Raw genomic sequence first — 13,611 nt, 5'->3', positions numbered from 1 at the left:
GCGTATGAAGGTGCGGGTAGGGTGGGCGCATGGGACACCGTGAGGATCTGCTCGAGGGCGCCAAGCGCTGCCTGCTGGAGAAGGGGTTCGCGCGCACGACCGCGCGGGACATCGTCAAGGAGTCGGGCACCAACCTGGCGTCCATCGGCTACCACTACGGGTCGAAGGACGTCCTGCTCGCACAGGCGTACATCGAGCTGATCGAGGCGATGGGGGGCGCCTTCGAGGGGGAGGGCCCCGCGCTGGACGACACCGAACCGGGCTCGGTCGAGCGGTTCCAGCAGGTGTGGTCGAACATCATCGGCACGATGCGGGAGCCCGGCTCCATCTGGCGCCTCAGCATGGAAGTGCTGGTCATGGGCGACCGGATGCCCGAGCTGCGCGACCACCTCGGCCGCGCCCAGCGCGAGGCCGGGCGCGGCATCATCCCCCTGCTCATGGGCGGCAGGGAGGAGGACGTCACGGACGAGACGACGGACACCCTCGGCATGTTCTACGTCACCCTGATGACCGGCCTCATCGCCCAGTGGACCTTCGACCCGAAGAGCGCACCCGACGCCGACAGGCTGACCGAGGGCCTGCGCCGGGTGATCGGGGCGGCTACAGGCGACGCGCCTTGAGCGCCATGTGCAGCAGCAGCCGGTCCTCGCCGTCGTCCAGGTCCAGGCCCGTGAGCTGTTCGACGCGGGACAGCCGGTAGTACAGCGTCTGGCGGTGGACGCCCAGCTCGGCGGCGGTGCGGCCGGCCTGGCCCGCGCAGTCCAGGTACACCTCCGCCGTGCGGGCGAGTTCGCGGTGGGCGGGGGAGAGCAGGGCCCGCACCGCGGGATCGTCGGCGGAGCGCGGGGGCAGCGAGGTCAGCAGGCGGAACGCCCCGATCGACGTCCACCGCGCGACCGGCCCGAACCGCTCCTCCGCCCGCGCCGCCCGGGCCGCGGCCGAGGCCTCCGACCAGGCCGCCCCCAGGTCGGCGAGACCCGTGCGCGGCGCCGAGACACCGGCCGCGGCGCCCCCCGCCGCGCCCGAAGGCCCGTCCACGCCCAGGGCTCCCGCCCGCTCCAGCAGCCGCCCCGCCGCCGACGTCGCCGGGGTCTGCACCTCCACCGAGCGCAACCGGACCAGCAGCGCCAGCGACACGGCGGCGACCCCCCACGGCACCGTGCACAGCGCCGTCGCGCCCGGCACCGTACGGACCGAGGGCGCGTCGTCCGGGTCGGCCGAGGGCCAGGGCGCCACGCAGACCACCGCGTGCGGGGTGTCCGCCCGCGGTCCCAGGGCGCTGCGCAGTTCCGCCACGGCCATGTCCCGCTGCCAGTCCCGCTCGGCGGTCAGCACCGCCCGCAGCTCCCGGCTCAGGTCCGCGCCGTGCTGCGCCTCGTCGGCGAGCAGCGCGCCGATCCGCGCCGTGACCGCCATGGCCGCCGCCAGCTGCCGCTCGGTCGGCCCCGGGTCGGTGTCCAGGAGCCAGACATAGCCGAGGACCACCCCCCGATGGCGTACCGGCAGGCAGGTGCGTCCCCGGTACACGCCCGCCTCGGGGGTCGGCGGGATGCGGACCGGGCCGGTCGCCCGGGTGATGCCGAAGCTCTCGAACCAGGCCCGGACCGCCGCCGTGGAGCGCCGGGTGAGGATCGAGCGGGTGCGCACCGGGTCCAGGACGGAGGGATCGAGGTCGCCCTCGCTGTCGTAGGCGCCGAAGGCGATCAGCTCGAAGTCGCGGTTCTCCAGGGTGGCGGGCGCGCCCAGCAGCTCGGAGAGCTCGTCGATCAGCTCCTGGTAGTCACCGCGCGTACCACCGGCGCCTGCGGAACCTCGGGAATCGGACGTCACCCGGGCATTCTGCCGCATATGCGAGCGCCCTTCATACATGTGTCTGAGATCCGCGGCACGGATGCGTGACAGCTGTCGATGGCCGACGATCGGGTGGATCCTTAGATTTCACGGTGGTTCTCCGTGCCGTTCCCCCTTCGTCGGGCAGCGGCCCCTGTGTTGGTTGGTAAGTGGAGGTGCCCCGTGCTGGGTCCCGTGATTCTCGCCGCGTCGCGCAGCGACCGGATGCGTCGTCTGGTTTCGGCCGCGCCCGTGACCAAGCCGGTCGTCGACCGGTTCATCCCCGGCGAGACGGTCGACCAGATCGTGCCGATCGTCCGGGAGCTGACCGATCAGGGCCTGGAACTGACGATGGACGTCGTCGGCGAGGACATCACGACCCCCGCGCAGGCCGAGGCCGCCCGCGACGCGTACCTGGAGCTGATCGACCGGCTGAAGCCGCTCGAGCTCGGTACCCGCGCCGAGATGTCCGTGAAGCTCTCCATGTTCGGGCAGGCCCTCCCGTCGCCCACCACCGCCCTCAACGGAGGGTCCTCCGGACCCGCAGCCGCATTCCACGGCGGCCACGAGCTGGCCCTGAAGAACGTCCGCCCGGTCGTCGAGGCCGCCGCCGAGATCGGCACCACCGTCACGCTCGACGCCGAGGACCACACCACCCTCGACTCGATGTTCGCCATCCACGAGGAGCTGCGGAAGGACTTCCCGCAGACCGGCTGCGTCATCCAGGCGTACCTCTTCCGCACCGAGGCCGACGCGCGCCGGCTCGCCGACAGCGGCTCTCGCGTACGGTTGGTGAAGGGCGCCTACAAGGAGCCCGCCGAGGTCGCGTACCAGCAGCGCCACGAGATCGACAAGGCGTACGTCCGCATCCTGCGCACGCTGATGGAGGGCGAGGGCTACCCGATGATCGGGTCGCACGACCCGCGCCTGATCTCCATCGGCCAGGAGCTGGCCCGCACGGCCGGACGCAAGCTCGACGAGTACGAGTTCCAGATGCTGTACGGCATCCGGGGCGACGAGCACCTGCGACTGGCCGCCGAGGGCCACCGCATGCGCGTGTACACCGCGTACGGCACCGACTGGTACGGCTACTTCATGCGCCGTCTGGCGGAGAAGCCGGCGAACCTCCGGTTCTTCGCGCGGAGCGTGATCGGCCGTGGCTGATACGACCGGGCTGTGCCGCGGCTACTGCCGGGGGTCCGGGGGTCGCCCCCCGGGAAAGCACAGCATGCGCCGTCTGGCGGAGAAGCCGGCCAACCTCCGGTTCTTCGCCCGCTCGATGGTCAGCAAGGGCTGAGCCCACCCGCTCGCAAGACCGCTCAGTTAAAGGAGTTACGGAACCCATGGACGCTGTGACCCAGGTCCCCACCCCCGTCAACGAGCCGGTGCACGGCTACGCCCCCGGCTCGCCCGAGCGCGCCCGTCTGGAGGCCAAGCTCAAGGAGCTGGCCGACAACCCCGTCGACCTGCCCTGCACCATCGGCGGTGTGAAGCGGATGGGCGGCGGTGAGCGCTTCGACGTCGTGCAGCCGCACAACCACAAGGCGCGCCTGGGCACCTACGCCAACGCCACGCAGCAGGACGCCCAGGACGCGATCGACGCCGCCCTGGCCGCCGCCCCCGCGTGGCGCGCGATGTCCTTCGACGACCGCGCGGCGATCATCCTGCGCGCCGCCGAGCTGCTGTCCGGCCCGTGGCGCGAGACCATCGCGGCCTCCACCATGCTCGGCCAGTCCAAGACCGCCCAGCAGGCCGAGATCGACAGCCCCTGCGAGTTGATCGACTTCTGGCGCTTCAACGTGCACTACGCCCGCAACATCCTGGCCGAGCAGCCCCCGGCCAACTCCCAGGGCGTGTGGAACCGCATGGACCACCGCCCGCTGGAGGGCTTCGTCTACGCGATCACGCCGTTCAACTTCAGCGCGATCGCGGCCAACCTGCCCACCGCCCCGGCCCTCATGGGCAACGTGGTGGTCTGGAAGCCGTCCCCGACGCAGACCCACGCCGCCGTGCTGCTGATGCAGCTCCTGGAGGAGGCCGGGCTGCCCAAGGGCGTCATCAACCTGGTCACCGGCGACGGCATCGCGGTCTCCGAGGTCGCCCTGGAGCACCGGGACCTCGCGGGCATCCACTTCACCGGCTCGACCAAGACCTTCCAGCACCTGTGGAAGACGGTCGGCAACAACATCGAGAAGTACCGCACCTACCCGCGCCTGGTCGGCGAGACCGGCGGCAAGGACTTCCTCGTCGCCCACCCGTCGGCCGACCGCGCCGTCCTCAAGACGGCCCTGACCCGCGGTGCCTTCGAGTACCAGGGCCAGAAGTGCAGCGCCACCTCCCGCGCGTACATCCCGGCGTCCATCTGGAACGACGGGTTCAAGGAGGAGTTCGCCGCCGAGGTCGACTACCTCACCATGGGCGACGTCACCGACCTGTCGAACTTCCTCGGCGCCGTCATCGACGAGCGGTCCTTCGCCAAGAACAAGGCCGCCATCGACCGCGCCAAGGAGGACGAGACCTGCACCATCGTCGCGGGCGGCTCCTACGACGACTCGGTCGGCTACTTCGTCCGCCCGACCGTCGTCGAGTGCACCGACCCGGAGAACGAGGTCTTCCGCACCGAGTACTTCGGTCCCTTCCTCGCCGTGCACGTGTACGACGACAGCGCCGACGGCGCGTACGACGCGATGCTGACCCAGATGGAGTCGGTGTCGGACTACGCGCTCACCGGCTCGGTCATCTCCAACGACCGCGCGGCGGCCGCGTACACGATGGAGAAGCTGCGCTACGCGGCCGGCAACTTCTACATCAACGACAAGTCGACCGGCGCCGTGGTCGGCCAGCAGCCCTTCGGCGGCGGCCGTGCCTCCGGCACCAACGACAAGGCCGGCGCCCCGCAGAACCTGATGCGCTGGACGCTGACCCGCGCCATCAAGGAGACGCTGGTCGCGCCGACCGACTACACGTACCCGCACATGGGCTGACGCCCGCGCGCAAAGCGCCCGGCGGGCCAGGTCGACCGACCTGGCCCGCCGGGCGTTTTCGCAGGTGGGGGACGTGCGAGTCGAGGCGCCGTCTCAGATAGTAGGAAGTCCGAGTAATTGTGGAGACAGACGCTCCGCGCTCCCTTAACTTTGTAGGAGCCGAACGTCCCGCTCGATCGAGCGAATGGCGGTCGTGAGCCGTGCCCGCGCAGGCAACCCCTGCGGCATCGCGCTCCCCGTCCCTTCCGGCGTCGCTCCCCACCCTCGCTTTCCGCGCTCCCTTTGTGCCGAAGGAGTCGATTCCCATGGCCGAGACGACCGTCCGCCGCCGAGTCCGCCACCTCTCCCGTACCAGCGACTCCGACCGCAAGAACGCCGCGGCCGCCCTCCAGCGCTCCCTCGACCGCCGGGACAACGGCGGCGCCTCCGGCCACTGAGCCGCGCGGACGACAGGGCGTCCGCATGGCGGACGCCTCATGTCATCCCGTGGGACGAGCGATAGGGTGCCGTCATGTCTCGCAGCCTCAATCTCGCAGTGATTCCCGGTGACGGCATCGGCCAGGAGGTCGTGGCCGAGGGTCTCAAGGTCCTCTCCGCCGTCCTCCCGCAGGATGTGAAGCTGGAGACCAAGGAATTCGACTTCGGCGCCCGGCGCTACCACGCCACCGGTGAGACCCTCACCGACGCCGACCTCGACGCCCTCAAGGCGCACGACGCCATCCTGCTCGGCGCGATCGGCGACCCGTCCGTGCCGTCCGGCGTGCTGGAGCGCGGCTTCCTGCTCAAGCTCCGCTTCGCCTTCGACCACCACGTCAACCTGCGGCCGAGCAAGCTCCTGCCCGGCGTCGCCACCCCGCTCGCCGGTCAGCCCGAGATCGACTTCGTCGTCGTCCGCGAGGGCACCGAGGGCCCCTACACGGGCAACGGCGGCACCATCCGCAAGGGCACCGAGCACGAGGTCGCCACCGAGGTCTCCGTCAACACGGCCTACGGCGTCGAGCGCGTCGTCCGCGACGCCTTCGCCCGCGCCCAGGCCCGCCCCCGCAAGAAGCTCACGCTGGTCCACAAGAACAACGTGCTGACCTTCGCGGGCCACCTGTGGACCAACATCTTCAACAAGGTCGCGGCGGACTTCCCCGAGGTCACCACCGACTACATCCACGTCGACGCCGCGACCATCTTCCTGGTCACCGACCCGGCCCGGTTCGACGTGATCGTCACCGACAACCTCTTCGGCGACATCATCACCGACCTCGCCGCGGCCGTCTCCGGCGGCATCGGCGTCGCCGCCAGCGGGAACATCAACCCGTCCGGCGACTTCCCGTCGATGTTCGAGCCGGTGCACGGCTCCGCGCCGGACATCGCCGGCCAGGGCAAGGCCGACCCCACCGCCACGGTCCTGTCCGTCGCCCTGCTGCTGCGCCACCTCGGCCACGAGGACGAGGCCGCCCGGATCGAGGACGCCGTCTCCGCCGACCTCGGCGAGCGCGGCGGTCTGCCCGCCCGGAGCACCTCCGAGATCGGCGACGCGCTCGCCGTACGAGTAGCCGGCTGACCCCGGCGCACTCGAAATCCAATCTTTCGAAGCCGCCGGGTCCGAAAAACAAGGCACCCGGCGGCTTTCTCCTGCGTCCGCCAGGTGCGACCATCGAACCCTGGACCGCATTCACCCCGTTTCACCCGTCGCGGGCCGCGCGCGATAATCGAACGCGAAAGCCGCGACTTGAGGGAATGCTCGGACGTCCTAGCACCGGCCACCGGCCGTACGGGCGTGACCGCGGCCCGTCACAACACACACCGGTGAAGGACAGCCACCCATGACGACGCCCACGATCGAGCTCAAGCCCTCCGCCAACCCGCTCTCGGACTCCGAGCGCGCGGCGATTCTGGCCAACCCCGGGTTCGGCCGCCACTTCACCGACCACATGGTGACGATCAAGTGGACCGAGGGCCGCGGCTGGCACGACGGCCAGCTCGTGCCGTACGCCCCGCTCTCCCTCGACCCGGCCACCATGGTCCTGCACTACGCCCAGGAGATCTTCGAGGGACTCAAGGCCTACCGGCGGCCCGACGGCTCCGTCGCCACCTTCCGCCCGGAGAAGAACGGCGCCCGCTTCCAGGCGTCCGCGCGCCGCCTGGGCATGCCCGAGCTTCCGGTGGACACCTTCATCGAGGCCTGCGACGCGCTGGTCGCGCAGGACGAGAAGTGGGTCCCGGCGCACGGCGGCGAGGAGTCGCTCTATCTGCGCCCCTTCATGATCGCGACCGAGGTCGGCCTGGGCGTCAAGCCCGCCAACGAGTACCTCTTCCTCGTCATCGCCTCCCCGGCCGGCGCCTACTTCCCGGGCGGCGTCAAGCCCGTCTCCATCTGGGTCTCCGAGGACCGGGTCCGCGCCGTCCCCGGCGGCATGGGCGACGCCAAGACCGGCGGGAACTACGCGGCCTCGCTGCTGGCGCAGGCCGAGGCCGCCACCAAGGGCTGCGACCAGGTCTGCTACCTCGACGCCATCGAGCGCAAGTGGGTCGAGGAACTGGGCGGCATGAACCTGTACTTCGTGTACGGCAACAAGATCATCACGCCGACCCTCACCGGCTCCATCCTGGAGGGCGTCACCCGCGACTCCCTGCTCACCGTCGCCCGCGACCTCGGCTACGAGGCCGAGGAGGGCCGGGTCTCGGTCGACCAGTGGCAGCGCGACTCGGAGAACGGCACCCTCACCGAGGTCTTCGCCTGCGGGACCGCGGCCGTGATCACCCCGGTCGGCACGGTCAAGCGCACCGGGGCCCAGTGGCAGCAGAGCGGGGGCGAGCCGGGCGAGGTGACGCAGCGGCTGCGGGACGCGCTGCTCGACATCCAGCGGGGGACGGTCGCGGACGTGCACGGGTGGATGCACACGCTGGTCTGAGGCGCCCGGCGTGGGGGCGGACCTCGCCGGGGGCTCCGCCCCCGGACCCCCGGCCTATATCCGCCCACCACCCGTCTCGGTCGGACAAGAAGTGAGCAGCCCCTCCTCGGGAACCTCCGCCCCAGCGGCTCCCGGCGTGCACAGCACGTACACCACCCCGCCCACCAGCCCCGACAGCAGGAAGCTGCAATCCACCCCGCCGGTGAGGGACAGCAGCGGGCCCTCGTACGACGGCAGGGACACCGCGAGCACGCCGACCGCCGCGCCCACCGCCCAGGCCGCCGTCGCGGGGACGTTCCAGCCGGAGCGGTACCAGTAGATCCCGCCCCGGGCCCGGCGGTTGAAGACCTGGAGGGCGTCGGCGTCGTACACCCCGCCGCAGCGCACCGAGCCGATCATCGTGATGACCGCCCACGGGGTGCCGATCGCCGTCAGCAGCAGCACGAAGGACGTCATCGCCGACTGCGCCTCCCAGGCGTAGTGCCCGGCGAAGACGCAGGCCGTGGCGACGACGGCGACCGCGCAGGTGGCGCGGGCCCGGGAGGCGCGCGGCAGGATGGCGTCCAGGTCCAGGCCCATCGAGTAGAGCATCAGCCCCGCGTTGCCCACCGAGCCGGCCGAGGCGGCCAGCAGCAGCGGGACCAGGTACCAGGCGGGGGCGGCGTCGACCAGCGGCCCCGCGTAGTCCAGGGCGGCGCGGGCGGCGTACGCCGTGAAGGTGCCGAAGAGCTGCGGGACCAGCAGCCCCAGCGTCAGGCCCAGCCAGGTCGCGTGCAGCACCCGGCGGGAGGAGAAGCGGACCGGGGAGATGTAGCGGGTGTAGTCGCCGAGCAGCGTGATGAAGGCGATCGGCCCGGACAGTCCCGCGGCCACCGCGGCCAGCAGCCACGTCGGCCAGAACCCGCCCAGCAGATACCCGCCCGCCTCCGGCAGCGCGGCGGTCGTGAAGTCGGGCGCGTAGGCGATCACGCCCAGCGCCAGCAGCGCGGTCATGCCGTAGGCCAGCACCCGGGACATGGCGAGCAGCACCCGGTAGCCGTAGACCGCGCCCGCGACGGTCGCGGCGGCCAGCAGGCCGTAGACGACGGCGTACGTGGCACCGCCCTGCGGCACGCCGAGCAGCCGTCCGAGCACGCCCGTCATCACGTCCCCGCCGATCCACACGGTCAGCGCGGTGTAGCCGAGGGCCAGCAGCAGTCCGACCACCGAGCCCACCAGCCGCCCGCGCACGCCGAACTGGGCTCCGGAGGACGTGGACAGGTTGGTGCCGGTGCGCAGGGAGATCAGCGCCAGCGGGGCCGTGAACAGCGTGCCGACGACCGTCCCCGCGACCACCGAACTCACCGACGCCCACCAGCCGAGGCCGAAGGACGGCGGCAGCCAGCCGAAGACGATCACGCCCAGGCAGAGGTTGGACCCGAGCAGGATCGAGACGAGGTCCCGGGGCCCGCTGGTGCGTTCCGCTTCCGGGATGGTGTCGACTCCGCGCTGTTCTATCGGCATGGCTGGTCTCCTTCGACGGCCGCCAGAGGGGTGGAGCGATGTTAGAGCGACGTTCAATGTGACGTCTGCCCCTGCCGTCCGTCAACGGTTCCGTTGCTTGTAATTCCCGTCTAGGGTGAGGTTCTCGTTTAGAGCGACGCTCTAATGTCGGACAAGTGAGGAGGTGCCGTGACGTGCGACTGACCCCCACGGAACGGGACCGGCTGCTGCTGTTCGGGGCGGCGGAGCTGGCCCGCGCCCGCCGGGCCCGCGGGCTCAGGCTGAACGTGCCGGAGGCGACCGCGCTGATCGCGGACACCGTGTGCGAGGCCGCCCGCGACGGAGCCCGCCTCGCCGAGGCCGTCGAGCGCGCCCGGTCCGTCCTCGGCCCGGACGACGTCCTGCCCGGCGTCGCCGACGTGGTCACCGAGGTGCACGTGGAGGCCGTCTTCGACGACGGCTCCCGCCTCGCGGTCGTCACCGACCCCGTCGCGGGCGGCGGGCTCGGCGCCGACGCCCCCGGTGCTCTGCTGCCGGGACGCGCGCACGCCGAACCGGTGGCGGCGCTGCGGCTCCCGGTCACCAACACCGCGACCGTGCCCGTCTCCGTGACCTCCCACTTCCACTTCTTCGAGGCCAACCCGCGCCTGGACTTCGACCGTGAGCGGGCCTACGGCATGCGCCTGGCCGTGCCCGCCGGGTCCTCGGTCCGCTTCGGCCCCGGCGAGCGCGTCGAGGTGGGGCTCGTGCCGATCGGCGGCGCGCGCGTCGCCATCGGCTTCGCCGGGCTGGTCGACGGCCCGCTGGACGCACCGGGCGCCAGGGAAGAGGCCCTGCGGAGGGCCGCCGCCTGCGGATATCTGGGAGCAGACCGATGAGCACGGACATCGACCCGTACGCCTACGCCGCCACCCACGGCCCGCGCGCCGGTGACCGGTTCCGCCTCGGCGACTCGGGCCTGGTGGTCCGCGTCGAGTCCGACGCCCAGCGGTACGGCGACGAGTTCCTCGCCGGTTTCGGCAAGACGGCCCGCGACGGACTGCACCTCAAGGCCGCCGCCGTCCGCGACACCTGCGACGTCGTGATCAGCAACGTGGTCGTGATCGACGCCGTGCAGGGCATCCGGAAGGTGTCGATCGGCATCCGCGAGGGGCGCATCCACGCCATCGGCCGGGCCGGTAACCCCGACACCCTCGACGGCGTCGACGTCGTGGTCGGCACCGGCACCTCGATCGTGTCCGGCGAGGGCCTGGTCGCCACCGCCGGGGCCGTGGACACCCACGTCCACCTGCTCTCCCCGCGCATCATGGAGGCCTCGCTCGCGTCCGGCGTGACGACGATCATCGGCCAGGAGTTCGGCCCGGTGTGGGGCGTCGGCGTCAACTCGCCCTGGGCGCTGAAGCACGCGTTCGGCGCCTTCGACGCCTGGCCGGTCAACATCGGCTTCCTGGGCCGGGGTTCCTCCTCCCACGACGCCCCGCTGGTCGAGGCGCTGGCCGAGGGCGGGGCGTCCGGCTTCAAGGTGCACGAGGACATGGGCGCCCACACCCGCGCCCTCGACACCGCGCTGCGCGTCGCCGAGGAGCACGACGTCCAGGTCGCCCTGCACAGCGACGGCCTCAACGAGTGCCTCTCCGTGGAGGACACCCTGCGGGTCCTGGAGGGCCGCACCATCCACGCCTTCCACATCGAGGGCTGCGGCGGCGGACACGTCCCCAACGTGCTGAAGATGGCCGGCGTCCCGAACGTCATCGGCTCGTCCACCAACCCCACCCTGCCCTTCGGCCGGGACGCGGTCGCCGAGCACTACGGCATGATCGTCTCCGTCCACGACCTGAAGACCGACCTGCCGGGCGACGCCGCCATGGCCCGCGACCGCATCCGCGCCGGGACCATGGGCGCCGAGGACGTGCTGCACGACCTGGGTGCCATCGGCATCACCTCCTCCGACGCGCAGGGCATGGGCCGGGCCGGCGAGACCGTCCGCCGCACCTTCGCCATGGCCGGCAAGATGAAGGCCCAGTTCGGCGCGGACGGGGACGACGACAACGAGCGCGTCCTGCGGTACATCGCCAAGCTGACCGTCAACCCGGCCATCGCCCACGGCCTGTCCCACGAGGTCGGCTCCCTCGAGGTCGGCAAGCTCGCCGACATCGTGCTGTGGCGCCCGGAGTACTTCGGGGCCAAGCCGCAGCTGGTCCTCAAGTCGGGCTTCCCGGCGTACGGGGTGGTCGGCGACCCGAACGCGGCCACCGACACCTGCGAACCCCTGGTCCTCGGCCCCCAGTTCGGCGCGCACGGTGCCACGCCCGCCGAGATATCCGTGGCCTTCGTGGCGCAGGCCGCCGTCGACCAGGGGCACGACACGATGCCGACCCGCCGCCGCCGGGTCGCCGTACGCGGCACCCGCGGCATCGGCCCGGCCGACCTGCGCCGGAACTCCCGGACCGGCGCGGTCGACGTCGACCAGCGCACCGGCCTGGTCACCCTCGACGGCGACCCGCTGTGCTCCGAACCCGCCGAGTCGGTCCCGCTCAACCGCCTCTACTTCCTCTGACCTGTTCCTGACCCTTCCTGGCTCTCTCCTGGCCTTCGCCCGGCCTCCCTCCGACCTCCCCTCCGACCTCCTGGGACACCTCCATGACCTTCCGCATGCCTCCCGAGTGGGCTCCCCACGAACGCACCTGGATGGCCTGGCCCGGCCCCAACTCGACGTTCACCGACGACGAGGAGCTGGCCGGGGCCCGTGCGGCCTGGGCCCGCGTCGCCCGCGCGGTGCGTCGTTTCGAGCCGGTGACGATGGTGCACGGACCCGGCCAGGGCGCCACGGCGCGTGAGCTGCTCGGCCCGGACGTCGACCTGGTGGAGCGCGAGCTGGACGACGCCTGGATGCGGGACATCGGCCCGACCTTCGTGACGGACGGGCGGGGCCAACTGGTTGCCGTGGACTGGGTGTTCAACGGCTGGGGCGCCCAGGACTGGGCCCGCTGGGAGCACGACGCCAAGATCGCCCGCCACGTCGCGGACCTCGCCGGCGCCCCCGTGCTGAGCAGCACCCTCGTCAACGAGGGCGGCGCGATCCACGTCGACGGCGAGGGCACGGTCCTGCTGACCGACACCGTCCAGCTCGGGTCCGGCCGCAACCCCGGCCGGACCCGCGAGGAGGTCGAGGCGGAGATCCACGCCAGGCTCGGCACCACCAAGGCGATCTGGCTCCCGCACGGGCTGAGCGGCGACTACGGCAGGTACGGCACCCAGGGGCACGTCGACATCGTCGCGGCCTTCGCGCGGCCGGGCACCGTCCTCGTGCACAGCCAGCGCGACCCCCGGCACCCCGACCACGAGCGCTCACAGCTGTACCTGGAGCTCCTCCGCGGCCAGACCGACGCCAAGGGCCGCCGGCTCGAGGTGGTCGAGGTCCCCGCCCCGACGGTCCTCAAGGACGAGGAGGGCGACTGGGTCGACTACTCGTACATCAACCACTACCTGTGCAACGACGGCGTCGTCCTGTGCGCCTTCGGCGACCCGAACGACGAACGGGCGGCGGGCATCCTCCGCCGCCTGTTCCCCGACCGGACGGTGACCCTGGTGGACGCGCGTACGATCTTCGCGGGTGGCGGGGGCATCCACTGCATCACGCAGCAGCAGCCGAAGACCTAGGAGTGGAGATGGCCGGTGGTGGGCGCAGGCAGGCCCCGCCGCGCGAGGACGTGCTCGCCGCCGCCATGGAGATGATCGCCGAGCGCGGCCTGGAGAAGCTCACCATGGCGGCGCTCGGCCGCGAGGTCGGCATGAGCAGCGGCCACCTCCTGTACTACTTCGGTTCCAAGGACGAACTGCTGCTGCGCACCCTGGAGTGGAGCGAGGGCCGGCTCGGCGCCGAGCGCGGCCGCCTGCTCACCCGGCCCGGCACCGCCCGGGAACGCCTCGACGCCTACGTCGACCTGTACGTCCCGGACGGCCACCGCGACCCGCACTGGACGCTGTGGCTGGAGGTGTGGAACCGCTCGCAGAACGCCCCCGACGAGGCCCGCGACCGGCAGGCCGCCATCGAGGGCGCCTGGCACCGCGACCTGGTCGCCCTGCTCGCGGAGGGCATCTCGCGCGGCGAGTTCCGGCCGGTCGACCCCGACCGCTTCGCGTCGCGGCTGCGGGCCCTGCTCGACGGCTTCGCCATCCACGTGGCGATCGGCCTGCGCGGGACCGACCGGGCGCAGGTACTGGGCCACGCACGGGAGTTCCTCGCCGAGGGGCTCCTGGCGCGGTCCTGATCCGGACGCCCGTCGCTCGCATCCTGAGACGGGCGGTGGACAGGGGGACGGAATGTGCCAGACTGCCCCCGTGCTCTCGTTCGCCATGATTATTGGCAGCAGGCGCGCCGGTCCGCAGTGACCACCACGTACGACCAG

12 protein-coding genes are annotated in these 13,611 nt (G+C 71.8%); 10 read left to right on the top strand and 2 right to left on the bottom strand.

The features are described from left to right. The first annotated feature begins 29 nt into the window (after nucleotides 1-29). Nucleotides 30-620, top strand: a complete 591-nt coding sequence (locus B9W62_RS11455) for a TetR/AcrR family transcriptional regulator (protein ID WP_087807077.1) — start codon at nucleotides 30-32, stop codon at nucleotides 618-620. On the opposite strand, the gene B9W62_RS11450 is transcribed toward B9W62_RS11455, so the two are convergent. After that, nucleotides 601-1,848, bottom strand: coding sequence for a PucR family transcriptional regulator (locus tag B9W62_RS11450; RefSeq protein ID WP_087807076.1), 1,248 nt, complete (start codon nucleotides 1,846-1,848; stop codon nucleotides 601-603). The two genes, B9W62_RS11455 and B9W62_RS11450, sit on opposite strands and share 20 nt — an antisense overlap. 165 nt (nucleotides 1,849-2,013) lie before the next feature. Between B9W62_RS11450 and B9W62_RS11445 the strand changes: the two genes are divergently transcribed. The 5 genes from B9W62_RS11445 to B9W62_RS11425 all read left to right on the top strand — a co-directional run bounded on the left by B9W62_RS11445 (nucleotide 2,014) and on the right by B9W62_RS11425 (nucleotide 7,720). Further along, complete coding sequence (locus tag B9W62_RS11445; RefSeq protein WP_087807075.1) at nucleotides 2,014-2,994, top strand: proline dehydrogenase family protein; 981 nt, start codon at nucleotides 2,014-2,016, stop codon at nucleotides 2,992-2,994. Between the two features lie 179 nt (nucleotides 2,995-3,173). Continuing rightward, nucleotides 3,174-4,814, top strand: a complete 1,641-nt coding sequence (pruA, locus tag B9W62_RS11440) for an L-glutamate gamma-semialdehyde dehydrogenase (protein WP_087807074.1) — start codon at nucleotides 3,174-3,176, stop codon at nucleotides 4,812-4,814. A 305-nt stretch (nucleotides 4,815-5,119) separates the two neighbouring features. Beyond that, on the top strand, nucleotides 5,120-5,251 hold the full coding sequence (locus B9W62_RS40680) for a hypothetical protein (RefSeq protein ID WP_087807073.1): 132 nt from the start codon (nucleotides 5,120-5,122) through the stop codon (nucleotides 5,249-5,251). 74 nt (nucleotides 5,252-5,325) lie between these two features. Continuing rightward, nucleotides 5,326-6,369, top strand: coding sequence for a 3-isopropylmalate dehydrogenase (locus B9W62_RS11430; RefSeq protein ID WP_087807072.1), 1,044 nt, complete (start codon nucleotides 5,326-5,328; stop codon nucleotides 6,367-6,369). Between the two features lie 262 nt (nucleotides 6,370-6,631). Then, entirely contained in the window at nucleotides 6,632-7,720 is a 1,089-nt protein-coding gene (locus tag B9W62_RS11425) for a branched-chain amino acid aminotransferase (RefSeq protein ID WP_087807071.1), read from the top strand. A gap of 54 nt (nucleotides 7,721-7,774) precedes the next feature. On the opposite strand, the gene B9W62_RS11420 is transcribed toward B9W62_RS11425, so the two are convergent. Next, entirely contained in the window at nucleotides 7,775-9,223 is a 1,449-nt protein-coding gene (locus tag B9W62_RS11420) for a cytosine permease (RefSeq protein WP_087807070.1), read from the bottom strand. Between the two features lie 173 nt (nucleotides 9,224-9,396). On the opposite strand from B9W62_RS11420, the gene ureA reads away from it, so the two are divergent. The 4 genes from ureA (at nucleotide 9,397) to B9W62_RS11400 (ending at nucleotide 13,473) form a co-directional block, all read left to right on the top strand. Further along, complete coding sequence (ureA, locus tag B9W62_RS11415; RefSeq protein ID WP_087807069.1) at nucleotides 9,397-10,080, top strand: urease subunit gamma; 684 nt, start codon at nucleotides 9,397-9,399, stop codon at nucleotides 10,078-10,080. Next, entirely contained in the window at nucleotides 10,077-11,759 is a 1,683-nt protein-coding gene (locus B9W62_RS11410; protein ID WP_087807068.1) for an urease subunit alpha, read from the top strand. The genes ureA and B9W62_RS11410 overlap by 4 nt, the downstream gene beginning before the upstream one ends. An 83-nt stretch (nucleotides 11,760-11,842) precedes the next feature. Next, on the top strand, nucleotides 11,843-12,862 hold the full coding sequence (locus B9W62_RS11405; RefSeq protein ID WP_087807067.1) for an agmatine deiminase family protein: 1,020 nt from the start codon (nucleotides 11,843-11,845) through the stop codon (nucleotides 12,860-12,862). Between the two features lie 8 nt (nucleotides 12,863-12,870). Continuing rightward, nucleotides 12,871-13,473, top strand: a complete 603-nt coding sequence (locus B9W62_RS11400) for a TetR/AcrR family transcriptional regulator (RefSeq protein WP_087807066.1) — start codon at nucleotides 12,871-12,873, stop codon at nucleotides 13,471-13,473. Nucleotides 13,474-13,611 lie beyond the last annotated feature (138 nt).

It is taken from the genome of Streptomyces sp. CS113 (genome assembly GCF_002188365.1).
In the GTDB taxonomy this organism is placed as follows: Bacteria; Actinomycetota; Actinomycetes; order Streptomycetales; family Streptomycetaceae; genus Streptomyces; species Streptomyces tendae.
Note: the sequence above shows the minus strand (reverse complement) of the source record. Positions and strands in the feature narration are given on the sequence as shown.